The sequence below is a fragment of the Acinetobacter sp. YH12106 genome (assembly GCF_013418995.1).
GTDB classification, from domain to species: Bacteria; Pseudomonadota; Gammaproteobacteria; order Pseudomonadales; family Moraxellaceae; genus Acinetobacter; species Acinetobacter pseudolwoffii.
Genome location: NZ_VPAV01000002.1, coordinates 215160 through 231030, shown reverse-complemented (window position 1 = coordinate 231030; position 15871 = coordinate 215160). Strand labels below are relative to the sequence as shown.

Annotated in this window: 14 protein-coding genes and 1 pseudogene; 8 read left to right on the top strand and 7 right to left on the bottom strand. The window is 46.1% G+C overall.

Annotated elements, in window-relative coordinates; all coding sequences use genetic code 11:
* Window position 1: 1 nt before the first annotated feature.
* The 5 genes from hcaB (at window position 2) to FTU45_RS03450 (ending at window position 5801) form a co-directional block, all read left to right on the top strand.
* Window positions 2-817 (top strand): 3-phenylpropionate-dihydrodiol/cinnamic acid-dihydrodiol dehydrogenase, encoded by an 816-nt coding sequence (hcaB, locus tag FTU45_RS03470; protein ID WP_005095434.1) that lies wholly within the window; start codon window positions 2-4, stop codon window positions 815-817.
* A gap of 112 nt (window positions 818-929) precedes the next feature.
* Window positions 930-1895 carry a 3-carboxyethylcatechol 2,3-dioxygenase gene (locus FTU45_RS03465; RefSeq protein ID WP_074383973.1) on the top strand — a complete coding sequence of 322 codons (966 nt, stop codon included), beginning with the start codon at window positions 930-932 and terminating at the stop codon, window positions 1893-1895.
* 5 nt (window positions 1896-1900) lie between these two features.
* Complete coding sequence (gene hcaD, locus FTU45_RS03460) at window positions 1901-3127, top strand: 3-phenylpropionate/cinnamic acid dioxygenase ferredoxin--NAD(+) reductase subunit (protein ID WP_179999113.1); 1227 nt, start codon at window positions 1901-1903, stop codon at window positions 3125-3127.
* Window positions 3128-3438: 311 nt separating this feature from the next.
* Entirely contained in the window at window positions 3439-4347 is a 909-nt protein-coding gene (locus FTU45_RS03455; RefSeq protein ID WP_180075934.1) for a DMT family transporter, read from the top strand.
* A gap of 398 nt (window positions 4348-4745) precedes the next feature.
* Entirely contained in the window at window positions 4746-5801 is a 1056-nt protein-coding gene (locus tag FTU45_RS03450; RefSeq protein WP_180075933.1) for an MBL fold metallo-hydrolase, read from the top strand.
* Between the two features lie 54 nt (window positions 5802-5855).
* Here FTU45_RS03450 and FTU45_RS15570 read toward each other — a convergent pair.
* From FTU45_RS15570 to FTU45_RS03435, 3 genes and pseudogenes are all read right to left on the bottom strand, one after another.
* Window positions 5856-6056, bottom strand: a pseudogene (locus tag FTU45_RS15570) (DoxX-like family protein); the annotation flags it as partial.
* Complete coding sequence (locus tag FTU45_RS03440) at window positions 6046-6489, bottom strand: thiol-disulfide oxidoreductase DCC family protein (RefSeq protein WP_180075932.1); 444 nt, start codon at window positions 6487-6489, stop codon at window positions 6046-6048. The gene FTU45_RS03440 and the pseudogene FTU45_RS15570, both read right to left, overlap by 11 nt.
* A 96-nt stretch (window positions 6490-6585) precedes the next feature.
* On the bottom strand, window positions 6586-8106 hold the full coding sequence (locus FTU45_RS03435; protein WP_100534654.1) for a catalase: 1521 nt from the start codon (window positions 8104-8106) through the stop codon (window positions 6586-6588).
* A 642-nt stretch (window positions 8107-8748) separates the two neighbouring features.
* Here FTU45_RS03435 and FTU45_RS03430 point away from each other — a divergent pair.
* Window positions 8749-8928: a hypothetical protein gene (locus tag FTU45_RS03430; protein WP_005095450.1), complete on the top strand. Its 180-nt coding sequence runs from the start codon at window positions 8749-8751 to the stop codon at window positions 8926-8928.
* Here the strand turns inward: FTU45_RS03430 and FTU45_RS03425 are convergent.
* The 3 genes from FTU45_RS03425 to FTU45_RS03415 form a co-directional block, all read right to left on the bottom strand.
* On the bottom strand, window positions 8925-9413 hold the full coding sequence (locus tag FTU45_RS03425) for a hypothetical protein (protein WP_180039677.1): 489 nt from the start codon (window positions 9411-9413) through the stop codon (window positions 8925-8927). The two genes, FTU45_RS03430 and FTU45_RS03425, sit on opposite strands and share 4 nt — an antisense overlap.
* Before the next feature lie 41 nt (window positions 9414-9454).
* On the bottom strand, window positions 9455-11752 hold the full coding sequence (ptsP, locus tag FTU45_RS03420) for a phosphoenolpyruvate--protein phosphotransferase (RefSeq protein WP_005172856.1): 2298 nt from the start codon (window positions 11750-11752) through the stop codon (window positions 9455-9457).
* A gap of 88 nt (window positions 11753-11840) precedes the next feature.
* Window positions 11841-12323, bottom strand: coding sequence for an RNA pyrophosphohydrolase (locus FTU45_RS03415; protein ID WP_005095455.1), 483 nt, complete (start codon window positions 12321-12323; stop codon window positions 11841-11843).
* Window positions 12324-12505: 182 nt separating this feature from the next.
* Here FTU45_RS03415 and FTU45_RS03410 point away from each other — a divergent pair, with 182 nt between their 5' ends.
* A complete protein-coding gene (locus tag FTU45_RS03410; protein ID WP_005095456.1) occupies window positions 12506-13156 on the top strand; it encodes an HAD family phosphatase in 651 nt (216 codons plus the stop codon).
* Between the two features lie 169 nt (window positions 13157-13325).
* The gene (locus FTU45_RS03405; protein WP_005095458.1) at window positions 13326-13574 is read left to right on the top strand and encodes a DUF2789 family protein; all 249 of its coding nucleotides are present in this window, start codon (window positions 13326-13328) and stop codon (window positions 13572-13574) included.
* A gap of 43 nt (window positions 13575-13617) precedes the next feature.
* Here FTU45_RS03405 and ovoA read toward each other — a convergent pair whose 3' ends face one another.
* Window positions 13618-15792, bottom strand: a complete 2175-nt coding sequence (gene ovoA, locus FTU45_RS03400) for a 5-histidylcysteine sulfoxide synthase (protein WP_180075931.1) — start codon at window positions 15790-15792, stop codon at window positions 13618-13620.
* Between the last annotated feature and the right edge of the window lie 79 nt (window positions 15793-15871).

The following is a 15871-nucleotide window of genomic DNA, read 5'->3' as shown; positions in this document are numbered from 1 at the left end:
CATGGGTTGGCTACAAGGCGAAGTTGCACTTATTACCGGTGGTGGTTCAGGCTTAGGCTGGGCGCTAGTGGAACGTTTCCTGGAAGAGGGTGCACAAGTTGCCGTTCTTCAACGTTCAAAAGCAAAAGTGGAGGCATTAAACGAACACTTTGGCGGTAAAGTTCTTGCGATTGAAGGCGATGTAGCCAGCTATGCAGACAACGTTCGTGCAGTGAATGCCACTGTAGAGCGTTTCGGCAAACTCGACTGTTTCGTCGGCAATGCCGGGATCTGGGATCATTATGCCGATATCGTCAATACCTCTGGTGAGCAGCTGGAAAAAGCCTTTGACGAGATTATGGGGATTAATACCAAGTCGCTCATTCTCGGCGCGAAGGCTGCACTGGATGCATTGATCGCTTCTGAAGGTTCTATCATATTTACTTTGTCTAATTCGGCACTGTACTCCGCTGGCGGAGGCCCTGTATATACTGCATCTAAGCATGCAGGGGTGGGTATTATGAAAGAATTGGCCTATGAGCTTGCGCCTAAAGTACGAGTGAATGCGGTTGCACCGTCAGGTATGAATGTGAATATCAAAGGCGCAGCGTCGCTTGGTCAGGAAAATGTTGGCCTGCTCGATGCACGTGATCCTGAGAAAATTGCACGTGGTATGCCACTGAATTTCTTGCCTGAACCGGAAGATATGACAGGTTCATACGTACTCTTGGCATCTCGTCAAAATAACCGTCCTTTGACTGGCGTTCTGATCAATGCAGAATGCGGTCTGGGAATTCGTGGCTTACGTCAGCCCCGTGCCGGTTTCTTTGACGAATAAAAATCTGCTTTTAAAAATCTCCCCTTACCCCTCTTTATAAAAGAGGGGGAAATCTCCCTCCTTTTTAAAGGAGGGTTGGGGAGGATTTAAGTCTTCCTTTTTGGAGTCTCTCATGGCCGTTAAACTTATTTGTGCATCGCACAGTCCGTTAATGGAATTTGCTTCACCACAGGAAAAGCGTAAAGAACAAGCCGTTCGTGATGCTTTTGAAAAACTCTCTGCTGAAGTAAAAGCTTACGACCCAACTCTGATCATCACCTTTGGTCCTGACCATTTTAATGGTTTCTTCTATGACCTGATGCCAAGTTTCTGTGTCGGTATTCGTGCCAAAGCTGCGGGTGACTGGGATTATGGTAAAGACAATGATCACATTGATGTACCTGAAGACAAAGCATTAGGTTTGGTTCGACGTGTACTCGATGAAGGTGTCGACGTTGCATATTCTTACCGTATGCAGGCGGATCATGGGGTGACTCAGCCATTGCACTTCCTGTGTGACGGCAAACTCGATCGTTATCCAACGATTCCAATTTTTATTAATGGCGCTGCAGCACCGATGCCAACCCCCAAGCGTACCATTGCTTTAGGTCGTGCGGTCGGTCAGTTTATCAAGTCACTGAATCTTGAAAACGAACGCGTACTGGTTCTGGGTACGGGCGGTCTGTCGCATGATCCACCCACACCGCAAATGGGTTCGGTTCCACCACAAGTAGAAGAATTCCTGATTGCAGGTCGTAATCCAACGCCTGAAGCACGTGAAGCACGTCAGGGCAAAGTCATTGCAGTCGGTCAGAAACTGGCAGCAGGCGATACTTCGGTTGCAGTTCCTTTAAATGCTGAATGGGATCGTGCACTGCTTGAAACCTTCAAGAACGCTGATTTTGCGACCTTAGAAGCCATGACAGAAGATGAAATTCGTCGTGACGGCGGTCGTGGTGGTCAGGAAGTCCGTTCCTGGATGGCGGCATTTGCAGCCTTAAGCGAAATGGGCGAATACGACATGACAACACACTGCTATGAAGATATCAGTGAATGGATTGCGGGCTTCGGCATCGTATCTGCAGAGTTAAAAGGTTAATTGACATGAGCAACATCGAAACCATCGTAATTGTAGGGGCTGGCCAGGCAGGTGCAAGCGCGATTTTAGAACTTCGTGGCAACAAGTACGCAGGTAAAATCATTCTGATTGGTGATGAAACGCATCTTCCTTATGAGCGTCCGCCACTGTCGAAAGACGTGATTCTAAAACCTGAGGACACCAAGATTGAAATTCTGTCAGCAGAAAAACTGGCTGAACTTGGCGTGACCACCATTCGTGGCAATGGCGTGACTCAAATCAACGCGACCGCGAAAACGGTTGAACTTCAAAATGGTGATGTTGTTGCTTATGACAAATTGCTTCTCGCAACAGGCGGTGCCGCGCGCCGTCTGCCAAACTTCGATGCTTTGGGCAAACATGTTTATACGCTTCGTAACCTTGAAGATTCACAAGCCTTGGTTCCTGTATTGCAAGCAGGTCAACGTATTCTGCTGATCGGTGGCGGTGTGATCGGTCTTGAACTGGCATCCTCTGCGCGTTACAAAGACTGTCAGGTGACTGTGCTTGAGCAGGGACCAATGGTAATGGGTCGTTGTTCACCGCGTATTTTAAGTGAATTTCTGCTTGAACAACATCGTCTGGCAGGCGTAGATGTTCGCTTAAATACTCAAGTTGCAGCTTGCCGTTTAGATGGTGAAGAAATTGTGGTGACTTTAGCTGATGGCGAAGAGTTACGTGCTGATGCTGTAGTTTATGGAATCGGAATTGTGCCAAACGCACAGCTTGCCATTGCAGCCGGTTTAGATGCTGATCTAGCGATCAAGGTCAATGAAAACTGCCAGACTTCAAATGCCGATATTTATGCAGCAGGCGATGTCGCGACACAACTTCGTGAAGACGGCGAATTCCGCCGTGTCGAGACTTGGGAAAATGCCAATCTTCAGGCAGGCATTTTTGCGCGTCACGTGATGGGGGTGGAACATCCAAAAGCCAATCCGGCCTGGTTCTGGACCGATCAGCTGAATATCAACTTCCAGTTTGTCGGTGATATGGCAGCGACCCAATGGCTGGTTCGTGGCGACATGGATGCAGCCAAAGGCGCAGACAATTCATTTGTGATGTATGGTGTGACAGATGGTCAAATCGTTGCCGGTATTACCGTCAATGCGGCCAAAGAAATGCGTCATCTGAAAAAAATGATCAGCAAGAATACGGCTTTTGAAGCTGAAAAACATTTGGATCTGGCACAAGACTTACGCAAAATTGCTTAAGTTGTATTGAGATATCTTGGAACAGATCTATGTTTTGCATAGGTCTGTTTTTTTATGTTTATCGAATACTCTCTATATGATCACTACCTCAAGTTTCAGTTTTGGTTTGTATTACTTTGCGTAGGTAATGCCTCACTTTTGAGAGATGAGCCATACATGGCGCAAGGTGACAAAAATCTTTTTCTAAACTGAGGATATGTCCATATATCCCAGTTTAGCGGCGGCATCCATGCCGCAATCAGTATTGTCGATTGTGGATTTGAACGAGAAGTTAGTTCAATTCTTTCTGATTAACTTTAATTGAGTCTTTTATGAATTCAAATTCATCTCCCATGGTGGTCACGGCAAGCATTTATGCCTTGCTGGTGCTGATCTGGGCGGCAACACCGCTCGCGATTGTCTGGAGCGTGGCCGAGATTCACCCGATGTGGGTGCTCATTATTCGCTATTTCGGTGCTTCAATCATTGCGCTGTTTCTGCTGAAGGTTATGCGTGACCCATTGCCTTTCGACAGCACCTCATTGAAAAGCTATCTGGCAGGCAGTTTGAATTTAATAGGTGCACAGTTATTTATTTATCTGGCTGCCAACTATCTGACCTCAGGTTTGATGGCGCTGATCTTTGGTTTCTCGCCCTTGATTGCCGGTTTAATCGGTCATGTGATTTTAAAGACCCATAAACTGATCTGGCTGCAATGGCTGGGCATGGCGGTGGCTGTCGCGGGATTGTGTTTTGTGTTTGCCGATTCAGCCGACAGCAAGGTCAATCCTTGGGGTGTGGTGCTGATGCTGATCAGTATGGTGTCCTATATCAGCTCGATTTTCTGGGTGAAACAGATTAGTGCACCGTTGAGCCCGATGTCGCAAGCGACAGGTTCATTGCTGGTTTCCGCGGCCGGTTCACTCATTTTAGTGCCGTTTATCTGGCAGCATTTCCCGACACAGATGCCGAGTACCCATGCCATCATTGGCTTCCTGTTCACCATGATTTTGTCATCCATCGTGGCCATGTTGTGTTATTTCTGGCTGATTCGCCGTTTAAATGCCTCGACAGTTTCCTTGAGTAATGTGATGACACCGGTGATCGCTTTGGTATTAGGAGCGACCTTAAACCATGAAATCATCAGCTCTCATGCTTTTGCCGGTATTGCTGTGGTGATGTTCGGGATCGTGATGTACTTTTGGAAAGAGTGGCGCGAGCAGTATTTTTCCAAGCCTTAGAACCATCAAAATTAAAAGGGCGAAAGCCCTTTTTTATTGCCCTAATTTTTTGTAGATTAACCCTGCTGACAGGTTTACTGCCCCTAAGCTTAAATCAAGTTATTTGAAGCGAATACCAAAATGAGCAGGGTGAGGGCTTTGTATCATTTTGTATTTTTAGACAGAAAGGCATGAGCAATTTTTTGCTCGATCATCCAAGGATTCAACCCGTCAAAAGGCCGATGAAATGTACTTTTTTTGCTAAAAATAACAAAAACATACATGATTTTCTGTGACGGATTTCATACTATGTTGGCGTGTGCCTGTTTTTAGTTTGTATGCTAATTAAAAGATACACCGCTTGAACAGTTCAAGAGGTTGCTGTCTTGCATATAGCGAATAATAAATAGTGGATGTTTATGCAAGATCTTCTCAAAACTAAAAAATTCCAGTTAATCACGGAATCCAGTTGGAAACATCTCTGGTCTAAACCAGTATTCGAGTATCTGCATTCAGCGCATTTCGACGGCAAACAGTTTCGTAATCTTGAACATGCGACTTTATCGCGCGGTCGCTTCGATTTATATAAATGGCTCATTACCCGGAAGTCCAAGACCTGGAATGTCAATCTTGACGAGGAACGTGCCGAGTTTTTTGCGCGACCGCGTGCATTGCCACAGCAGCGTCCCGATGCGCCTTTAGATGACTGGCAAATCTGGTTTATTGGTCACGCCACTGTGCTCATTCAAATCGGGCCTTATAATTTCCTGACCGATCCGGTCTGGGCTGAATATGCCAGTCCTTCAGCCTCTACCGGCCCGCAGCGGGTCATTCCTGCCGGTATTGCGCTAGATGAACTGCCACATATTGATGCTGTGTTGCTCAGCCATAACCACTATGATCATATGGATCTGGCCACACTGGAATGGTTGCATAGCACATTTGAAATGCCAATTTATACCGGACTGGGCAATGCCTGGTATTTGCCAAAGCACTATACCGTGCATGAGATGGACTGGTGGGAAAATGCCTTCTTTGAAGAAATCCGCATTGTCTATACGCCGGCACAGCATGCCTCGGGGCGCGGTATGCGTGATCAGAATTGTGCTTTGTGGGGTGGCTTTTCCTTATTGCATGGTCAGGAACATTGTTTCTTTGCCGGAGATAGTGGTTATGCCTCGCATTTTAAAGAGGTTCGCAAGCGTCTGGGTGCGCCCCGAATTGCCTTGCTGCCCATCGGTGCCTATGAGCCGCGTGCACTGATGCGTGCGATTCATATGAATCCGGAAGATGCATTTCATGCACATCAGGACTTGCAGGCCAAATGCTCACTGGCGATTCATTACCGTACTTTCCAGCTCACTGATGAAGATCGGGATGCACCAGAGCATGAATTGCATGAAATTATCAAACATTCTTCCAAGCTGATTAATCCGTTTTACTGCGTACATGAAGGCAAACGGATTATTGTCTAATGGCTTCACGCTGTTCTTGCTTGATGAGTTGAATGGCAAGCACAGAAAGCATCAGCCAAACAGCATTTCACCTATGCCAGAAAATCCAACCAAGACTTTGGCCAGTACCCGCTCAAAGCCCAGGTTTTGCCAGATTGTGATTTCAGCAGGGGACTGAAACAGTATTTTTGGAATCAGTCCTTGATAGAATCAGCGCATTGCCAAGCTTAGCTGAATGTTGCGAAGTGTTTGGGTGAAAACAGGCTCAGAATTCACGAATAGCATTTTCCAGAAAATGGTGATTATTTTCGCTAGATGGAATCAGGCAATAATCAGTTTTACCAAATAGTTGGTAGCGCTTTAAAGCAACACCACGATACAGAAAGTCGCGGATAAAACGCGGCACTAAATAGCCTGTACTCATTAAATTCAACGGAAAACCGAGATGCTGCATGACTTTTAACAGGGCAGTGGATTCGGTATAAAGTGTGCCAGCTTGGATGACGAGCATCGTGCTGTAATGTGCAGTGGACATCTGGTAATGCTCGAGCAGGGCAACACCTAAAGGGGATTGGGCAGAGACCAGTTTAAACTGTATCTTGTTATCGTATTTAATCAAGAAACGTGCCCAGCCATTACAGATCACACAAACAGCATCAAATAAAATGATGTCGTGTTGTTGAATGATGTCTTCAATATCTTTGCTCATCGTTATATTTTTTCTAGTGACGTATTATTTGTATACTGCTTGATATCACACTAAAAAACCACCCGAGGGTGGTTTTTTATATATCGCTAAGGCAGCTTAAAGCAAGCTGGCTAAGCCTTTGGCTGGATCGGTTTCACGAGCAGCCTGTGCATCTGCCACTGTCATGCCGAGTGCTTGTGCCACGCCTTCGCCATAGGCCGGATCGCAACTATAACAATTGCGGATGTGACGGTATTTAATGAAATCTAGTGCATCACCCATCGCGCCAGCCGTGTTATTAAACAAGGCCTGCTTTTGTTCATCATTCATCAGGTTGAACAGGGCACGTGGCTGGCTGAAGTAATCGTTATCATCTTCACGAAAATCCCAGAAATCGGCAGCACCGGTGATTTTTAGTGGTGGCTCTCTGAATTCCGGTTGCTCCTGCCATTGGCTGAAACTGTTCGGCTCATAATGTGGCAAGGAACCGTAGTTGCCATCCATACGACCCTGACCATCACGACGGTTAGAATTGACCGGACAGCGTGCAGCATTGACCGGAACCTGTGAGTGATTCACGCCGACACGGTAACGCGCGGCATCGGCATAGTTAAATAAACGTGCTTGTAACATCCGGTCCGGCGAGTAGCTGATGCCCGGTACCAGATTGCTTGGTGCAAAAGCCGCCTGTTCCACATCCTGGAAATAGTTTTCCGGATTGCGGTTCAGTTCGAACTCACCGACTTCAATCAGTGGATAATCACCTTTCGGCCAGACTTTGGTCAGGTCAAATGGATGATAAGGAACGCTTTCAGCTTCCAGTTCCGGCATCACCTGGACATACATTTTCCATTTTGGATAATCACCACGTTCGATGGCATCAAACAGGTCAGTCTGGCTACTTTCACGGTCTTTAGCGATTAATGCTTCAGCTTCAGCATCGGTGAGGTTCTGGATGCCTTGCTGGGTACGCATATGGAATTTCACCCAGAAGCGTTCATTATTGGCATTGATAAAGCTAAAGGTATGGCTGCCAAAACCATGCATGTGACGATAACCGTCTGGAATACCACGATCCGACATGACAATGGTCACCTGATGCAAGGCTTCAGGCAGCAGCGTCCAGAAATCCCAGTTATTGGTGGCACTGCGCTTGTTGGTTTTCGGGTCGCGTTTAACGGCTTTGTTCAGATCTGGAAACTTGCGCGCATCCCGCAGGAAAAATACCGGGGTGTTATTGCCGACCAGATCCCAGTTGCCTTCTTCAGTATAAAATTTCAGGGCAAAACCACGGATATCACGTTCTGCATCGGCCGCACCACGTTCACCTGCGACGGTCGAGAAACGCGCAAACATGTCGGTTTTCTTGCCCACTTCCGAGAAAATTTTTGCGCGGGTATATTGGGTAATATCGTTGGTCACGGTAAAGGTTCCAAAAGCACCTGAACCTTTGGCGTGCATACGACGCTCTGGAATCACTTCACGGACAAAGTTGGCCAGTTTTTCATTCAGCCATAAATCCTGAGCGAGTAAAGGTCCACGCGCACCTGCCGTCATACTGTTCTGGTTGTCGACCACAGGCGCACCCGCTTCAGTGGTCAGGTGGGTAACAGGGCATTTTTTAAAATCTTGGCTCATTTTTCCTCTCCAATTTTTGAATATCTTGTAGCGTTTATCCAGTATTTATAAAATATTGAGTTATCTGCGAAGGGCATCAGGTTTTACTCTATTTTCAATATCTTGATATAAATACTGTTAGCGCACAAAGTGGAATTCACAGGATATAATTGAGTGATGTCACTCAAAAAATATTTTTAAAGTTAATAAAGTCTAAAATATTGAAAATTAAATGGTTACTTTTTAAAAGTAGCCGGTTTTCTACTCTTTGACAATATCAAATTCTCTATATTTTAGATAACTCAAATAATGAATCGGATTAAACGAAAATAACAATCTTCAAGTCCCTCATATGTTTTTATCCAAGGATCAAACTAATAGATGAATCGTGCTGTTTAAAATAAATATTATAACTGATTTATTTTAAATGCTTTTTTGATCAGGTTTTGTCTGTGTGAAAAACATCATGAAATGCTGAATGTAATCAGCATGTTTTCCGGCCATAGCACTCATTTTTGTAATACAGAATATCCTGCTTAAATGGTCTTTATTTTTAAAAAAAGCATTGGCAAATATGCTTGAAAATTGTCCAAAATGGCGTATCATTATTTTCCCACTCGCGTGGAAACTCACTGAAATCTAGTTAAAAGGCGAAAGTACAACATGGCCAAGAAGAAAACAGTCGAGCATGTGGTGATCCATAATTTTGTGGCAAAACACATGCATGAAGTCAACAAAAGTCAGGTTTTTGTAGACCGAAAGAAAAATGCAAAACGTGGCTACAACAAGCACAGACAAGGGCGATATTCCATGGAAGATCGCCCTTTTTTAATGGCAGCTTAAGATCTGTAAGGTGGTTGAGGATGACGCGTTGGCTGTTTGGGGTTGGTTCCAAGTGGAGAGAGCGGGGCAACGGGGCGGTTGCTACGATTTTGTGTATTTTGAGTGGAGCGCCGCGATGAATTTGTTGGCTCATCTCGTATAAAATCATTAAATAATTGATTCAGTCTTCCCTGATTTGGCTGTCCATAATGTGCAGGGTGAGGTTCAGTTCTGGCCTGCTGAAAACTGGCAAATTGATCTTTTTGCTGACGATAGAGTTTGGCCGCTATCACAGAGGGATCATTTCGGCCTAAACGCCGTCGCTGGGATGCTGAAATTTCGATGCCCAATAGAGGGGACATTTTAGGCCGATCGGCATAGCCGCTGGCAGGACGTGTATAAGATGAACCGGAATAATCCGCATTTTTCCGGGCCCGCAAGGCAGGTGCAATAATAACAATATAGAACACCGCAATGAGCATGAACAGGATAACCAGAAATTCCATAACCACCTCTACACTCGTCGAGGGACTGGAAAAGTCCCGGATTAGGCACTCACCATACGCGTGGCTGATTTCACCATATCACCCAAACCATGGGTTCTGAAATAATATTCCAGCCAGCTTTTTACCATCAGTGGATTGTCCATTTTTAACACATGCTGTAGCAATTCCTGTGCATCACTCATCGGCACGTGACAAATGGTTTTACGTACCTTCAGGATATTACTCGAACTCATTGACAGGGTATTAAAGCCCATGGCCATGAGCAAAACCGCAGACAGCGGATCACCTGCCATTTCACCGCAGATACTGACCGGTTTTTCATTACGATGACAGTCCTGCACCAGACGGGTCAGGGCACGCAGTACGGCAGGATGTAAATGTGAATAGACATTGGCAACCCGCGGATTATTGCGATCGACTGCCAAAAGATATTGAGTCAAATCGTTAGAGCCAACCGAGAAGAAATCGACCAGTTCGGAAAACTCATCAATCTGATGCAGCACACTCGGCACTTCCACCATGATGCCGAGTTTTGGCTTGTTCACTTTGACCTGTTCTTCTTCCTGAATCGCCGCATGATCACGTTCCAGTAAATAGAGGGCTTCTTCAACCTCACTGACACTGGTCACCATCGGCAACAGAATATGCAGGTTATTCAGTCCGATACTGGCTTTAAGCATGGCGCGAATTTGTGAAGAAAAAATTTCTGGATGGTCCAGGGTAAAACGAATGCCACGCCAGCCCAGTGCCGAATTTTCTTCTTCAATCGAGAAATACGGCAGGTCTTTGTCTGCCCCAATGTCCAGGGTACGCATCACTACCGGTTTATTGGCAAAGTGAGTGAGTTGCTGGCGATAAATCGCGCGCTGTTCTTCTTCGCCCGGGAAGCGGTCGCGTAGCATAAATGGAATTTCAGAACGGTATAAACCAACGCCTTTGGCACCACGTTGCACGCCACGGACCACATCGATCATCAGGCCGGTGTTGACGTATAGTTTTACCGCTACCCCATCTGGGGTAATCGCATCTTTGGTTTCGTACTGACGCAGATCTTTGGCGATCTGTTCTTCTTCTTTTTGAATTTCTTTATAGCGACTGCGCAAACGCCGTGGCGGATTGATGAAGACCCGGCCTTGATGCGCATCAACGATCATTTCTACATCATCCAGGGTATTAATTGGCAGTTCAGTCACACCGACCACAGTCGGAATGCCGAGGGCACGTGCCACAATTACCATATGCGAGTTCATGGCACCTTCAGTGGTGACAATCGCAGCAATTTTATCCACTGGCAGTTCAACCAGAGCTGCAGTGGAAATCTCTTCCCCTATCAGAATACTCTCATCGGTCAGCTCACGATGACTGGCATCAGCTTCCTGTAAACGCGCCAGAATACGGCGGCCCAAGTCTTTTAAGTCTGCCACCCGTTCACGTAAATAATCATCCTGCATCTGGGCAAACTGTGCCACATGACTATCAATCACGATGCGCACTGCACCCTGTGCCCAATGGCCTTCGCGAATGAGCGCCTTGATTTCTGCCGGCAGGGCATTTTCATCCAGCATCCGCAAGAATACGCTAAAGAGGGCGCGTTCTTCGGCCATCAGCGCATCCTGCATCTTGTCATCGAGCGACTGGATTTCTTCACGGACGGAGTTGAGGGCGCTGTCTAATAATTGTAGTTCTTCGCTGATGTCATCGGCTTCACGATCGGGAACGGCGGCCAGATCTGCTGGCGGGTAGAGAATCACGGCACGACCCAGAGCAATCCCGCCTGAACCGGACACACCCTGAAAGGTTTTATAGGCAGGCAGGTTATTTGGCTTGCGGAAGACATCAATATTGCCCACCGCATGGGCATGGGCAATCACGCCAGAGAGCTGCGCGCACAGTGTGACCAGAAATGATTCGGCGGCTTCAGAGAAATCCTGAGATTCTTTATTCTGAACCACCAGCACACCCATTACCTTACGGCGGTACATCACCGGGACGCCCAGAAAAGAGTTATACAGCTCTTCACCGGTTTCAGGCAGGAACAGGAAGCGTTCATGTTTGGGTGCATTGTCCAGATTGACAATTTCTTCACGCTGGCCGACCAGACCCACCAAACCTTCGCCAGTCTGTAACGATACGTGACCTACAGACTCAGCCTTCAGGCCCTTGGAAGCCATCAGCAGATAACGCTGGTTACGTTCATCCAGAAGGTAAATAGAGCAGACATCGACATGCATGGCGTCCGCGACATGCTTGACCATGATATCGAGGGATTCATGCAAACTGGCAGATGCATTGATCTCTTGAACAATACGTCTCAACGTGTCCAGTTGCATATTCGACATAAGGTCTGCTCCGTCTATTCAGAATTTCAGTGATACGTTTATTTATAACAATAGCCGACCAAAAAATCTGCATGATTTATGCGATTTTTTAAGGTTTTTGCTGGGGTAGCTGCTGACACAACTCCACCAGGGCTTTGCGATAAACATCACGTTTGAAATTCACGACTTGACCTAATGGATACCAGTAACTGACCCATTGCCATTGATCAAATTCCGGCGGATCAGACAGATTCAACTGAATATGCTGAACGGGGGCCGTGAGTTTGAGTAAAAACCACTTTTGTTTTTGACCGATGCACACCGGATCGGAGTCCGGTCGTATGTATCGATGCGGCAAACGATAGCGCAACCAGCCTTTGGTTTGCGCGATGATCTGGACGTGTTCGGGCAATAAGCCAACTTCTTCTCTCAGCTCACGATAGAGTGCCTGCTCAGGGGTTTCTCCATATTGGATACCTCCTTGTGGAAATTGCCATGCATTATGACCAATGCGTTTTGCCCATAAAACTTGTCCAGCATCGTTTGCCAAAATGATCCCGACATTTGGTCGGAAACCCTCAGAGTCGATCATTTGGCTACCTAAAAATTGTTTAATTTATACCTTTGCCATCGGGGAGCGTTATTTCTTTATCCAACTCGAAAAAAGCAAAGTTTAAAAATGTTAAAATTGCTATGATCTTAACGAATTTCTATCGACTAGCGGAGATAGATTTACAATTTTTTTCTTAAATTTCAGTTTTTACGAGTATTTTCATGAAATTGGCGCTATTTGATCTCGATCACACCTTGTTAAACACGGATTCGGATCATTCTTGGGGAGAGTTTCTGGTCAGCGAGGGCCTGGTCGATCCGGTGCAGCATCGTGCCATGAATGACAAGTTCTATGACGACTATAAAAAAGGTCAGTTAGACCCCTATGCCTATAATGAATTTGTGTTCCAGTTTCTGACCCAACATGAGCATGCTTATTTAACCGAGTTGCACCAGCTGTTTATGCAAAAGGTGATTCGCCCGCAAATGCGTCCAGAAGGTTTTAAGGCCATTCAACGGCATAAAGACGCCGGTCATGCTCTGGTCGGAATTACCGCGACTTCGGATTTTATTACTGCACCAATTTTTCGTGAATTCGGCATTACTGAAATTATTGCCACCAATGCTGAAGTACTCGATGGCAAATATACCGGAAAAGTGATCAATACCGCGTGTTATCAACAAGGCAAGCTGGTGCGTCTGGAACAGTGGCTGCAAGGTCGCGATGTGACCGAGTCTTGGGCCTATTCAGATTCGATTAATGACCGTTTCTTGCTGGAATATGCCGATCATGCCATTGCAGTGAATCCGGATGACCGCCTTGAAGTTTTAGCCAAAGCGCAGGGCTGGAATATACAGGACTGGTCGATTTAACTGATTGCATTTTATCCATCTGATTGATCCAGCACAACTTCGGTTGTGCTTTTTTATCTGCCCGAATTCAATATAAGTGTTAATGTTTTTTCACAGTCCGCTTGCCTCGGACATGTTATGCTCAAAAAACAGGACATGAAAATAATGGAAAAGTTTGAGGTGTAATGCTATGACTCACGTTCGACCGCGTATGACACATCTGTTTCAGCAGCTTGGCTTGGATGCCACTCAGGAAGGCATTGAAAAGTTTATTCACGAACATCAACTGCATAAAGATCTGACTTTACTCGATGCACCGTACTGGTCAGAAGCACAACGTCAGTTTCTAACCGAAAAAATTGCATCTGATGGTTCATGGGCCATTGTGGTGGATCAACTCAATGAATCCCTGCATGAAAACTCAACCAGTGAAGGATGAAATAAAAGCCAATCGAATGATTGGCTTTTTTAGCTTGAAGGCTTTAGTGAGTGCGTCGCCAGATGCTGACTTGCGACAAGCTATGTTGATATTTTCTGGCGGTTTCACGAATAACAAAAGGCACATCCTGAGGCTGGGTCACCAGCTCAAAATGAGCCTTTAATATTTCCGAGATACCCTCTAGCGTAGTGACCTCTCTGTCTGCCTGCTTGAACCCGCCCAGCCATTCATCACGTGCAGTATGTTCTTCCAGCCAGGTATAAGGCGAACTGAGCAGTAGAATTCCACCCATATTTATCCGTTGATGGATCTGCATCAAAAAGTCTTTGGGATGATGCAGCCGGTCAATTAGATTGGCCGCCAGAATAAAATCATAGCCAATAAAATGTGCTTTCAGATTACAGGCATCGGCCTGAAAAAATTCCACTTTAGAGGCAAGCCGATCCAAAGCGAAATCCTTAAGCGAGCAGATTTTCTCTTCGCTTAATTCACCTTCTACGGGGAGCTGATAACGGATTCGGTGACCTTGGGCCAGAAAGACGGCTTGCTGAATAAAGCGTGCAGAAAAATCCAGACCGGTGACCTGATCAAAATAGTGTGTCAGTTCAAAGCTGGCGCGGCCAGTAGCACAGCCAATATCCAGAGCACTTTTACATGCAGTTTCCCGGAAATACGGCTGTGCCAGCTGCACCAATGTTTTGGCAAAATTGGCGATGCCAAAGTATTCGGCGCCGTACTGAAACTCCAGATATTGAGACACCAACTGGTCACTTTCATACTGTGAAGGAAACTGTTGCAAGGCTTGATCAGAGGCGACATAGCGGAAGCCAGCGTGTTGAAAGAAATGCCGTCTAAAAGCATAACGTGAACTGTGCAGGGCTTCATTGCCTGCTGAAATCCAGGAGCCACCTTTAATAATATTATGCCGTCCATCAAAGGTCGGGGTGCTAAAATCATCATAAAGAGGATGCACCTGAAAGCCATGAAACGGATAGATTGGCGTTTCAGTCCATTGCCAGACATTGCCCTGAATATCATAGAAATCGCCCTGCTGAAAATGATCGACCGGGCAGGAACTGGTGCCATATTTCAATTCGATATTGGCCTGTTCAGGACTGGGTAAATCTGGATCCAGGTCTGAAACCGCATACAGGCGATACCATTCATCCTCAGTCGGGAAACGAATGGTTTTTTCAAGCTGTTGCGATTTCCACTGACAAAAGGCTTTGGCTTCATGATAATTTACGTCTACCGGCCAATCCCAGGGCATGGGGACTTCTTCCAGCATCAGGCGCAATGACCAGCCGAGTTCAGTCTTGCGCCAAAAACACGGATGAGTCGCTTGTGAAAATTGTAGCCAGCCTAAGCCTTCTTCACTCCAGTAGTGTCCGGTCTGGTAGCCATCTGCTTCGACAAAGGCCAGAAACTCCTGATTCGACACCAGATATTTTGCAGCTTCAAAGGCTGCAACTTCGGCTTCATGCTGGCCGTATTCATTGTCCCAGCCATAAAAAGGATGGTTAAAATCTTTCTGTAGATGTACCTGGCCTTCAGGCACAGCAATCAAACTATTTTCCGGGGCAATGCCGGTAATGATATTGGCACGCCACTGCGGATGCTGGTGTACATGTTCTAAAGCATGCTGACGAATCAGCACCGATGACGTTTCCAGATGAATCCGTTCATGTTCGATGCCCATAATCAGCGTCCACCACGGATTGTGCCAGTTTAAGGGCAGATTCAGCGGGGCATGCTCAACAATGTTCAGAATCAGCGCGCGTACCTGATGTCGATAATCCCGGACTGCCTGCACAGTCGGCCAGTCATAATGCACTTCATCCAGATCATCCCAACTCATTTCATCAACCCCGATCGCAAAAATACTTTCAAAATGCGGATTCAGACGTTCAGTAATGAGTTTGCTCAGCAGCAGTTTATTGACAAAAAAAGTCGCGGTATGACCAAAATAAAAAATCAGCGGATGACGCAAATTAATTGGCTTGATAAAAAAAGCATCTTCATGCTTGAGGCATTCAAATAACTGCTCATAGGTATCAAAGGTATTCAGGAAGTAATCACGTAGGCTGTGTCGCGCTGTCTGTTCGTCGGCAAAATCAAGCGCAGGTGTAGGCAACAGCATCGGTTTGGCCGAAAGCCATAGGCTGCTGGCATTTGTTTTATCTTGAGAGAGGGGTTTTAGGGGAGAATCGAGCTGCATCCGTCAGGCTCCATCGAATAATTTTAAGTATTCCTCTGCATCGCAAAAGAATAGATTTATCTTAAAAATACGCGAAAGA

Coding starts and splice junctions, on each gene's coding strand:
- FTU45_RS03435 (WP_100534654.1), bottom strand. CDS start 8,106: ATGAGCCAAGATTTTAAAAAATGCCCTGTTACCCACCTGACCACTGAA.
- hcaB (WP_005095434.1), top strand. CDS start 2: ATGGGTTGGCTACAAGGCGAAGTTGCACTTATTACCGGTGGTGGTTCA.
- FTU45_RS03410 (WP_005095456.1), top strand. CDS start 12,506: ATGAAATTGGCGCTATTTGATCTCGATCACACCTTGTTAAACACGGAT.
- FTU45_RS03450 (WP_180075933.1), top strand. CDS start 4,746: ATGCAAGATCTTCTCAAAACTAAAAAATTCCAGTTAATCACGGAATCC.
- FTU45_RS03455 (WP_180075934.1), top strand. CDS start 3,439: ATGAATTCAAATTCATCTCCCATGGTGGTCACGGCAAGCATTTATGCC.
- FTU45_RS03430 (WP_005095450.1), top strand. CDS start 8,749: ATGGCCAAGAAGAAAACAGTCGAGCATGTGGTGATCCATAATTTTGTG.
- FTU45_RS03465 (WP_074383973.1), top strand. CDS start 930: ATGGCCGTTAAACTTATTTGTGCATCGCACAGTCCGTTAATGGAATTT.
- ptsP (WP_005172856.1), bottom strand. CDS start 11,752: ATGTCGAATATGCAACTGGACACGTTGAGACGTATTGTTCAAGAGATC.
- FTU45_RS03440 (WP_180075932.1), bottom strand. CDS start 6,489: ATGAGCAAAGATATTGAAGACATCATTCAACAACACGACATCATTTTA.
- ovoA (WP_180075931.1), bottom strand. CDS start 15,792: ATGCAGCTCGATTCTCCCCTAAAACCCCTCTCTCAAGATAAAACAAAT.
- FTU45_RS03425 (WP_180039677.1), bottom strand. CDS start 9,413: ATGGAATTTCTGGTTATCCTGTTCATGCTCATTGCGGTGTTCTATATT.
- FTU45_RS03405 (WP_005095458.1), top strand. CDS start 13,326: ATGACTCACGTTCGACCGCGTATGACACATCTGTTTCAGCAGCTTGGC.
- hcaD (WP_179999113.1), top strand. CDS start 1,901: ATGAGCAACATCGAAACCATCGTAATTGTAGGGGCTGGCCAGGCAGGT.
- FTU45_RS03415 (WP_005095455.1), bottom strand. CDS start 12,323: ATGATCGACTCTGAGGGTTTCCGACCAAATGTCGGGATCATTTTGGCA.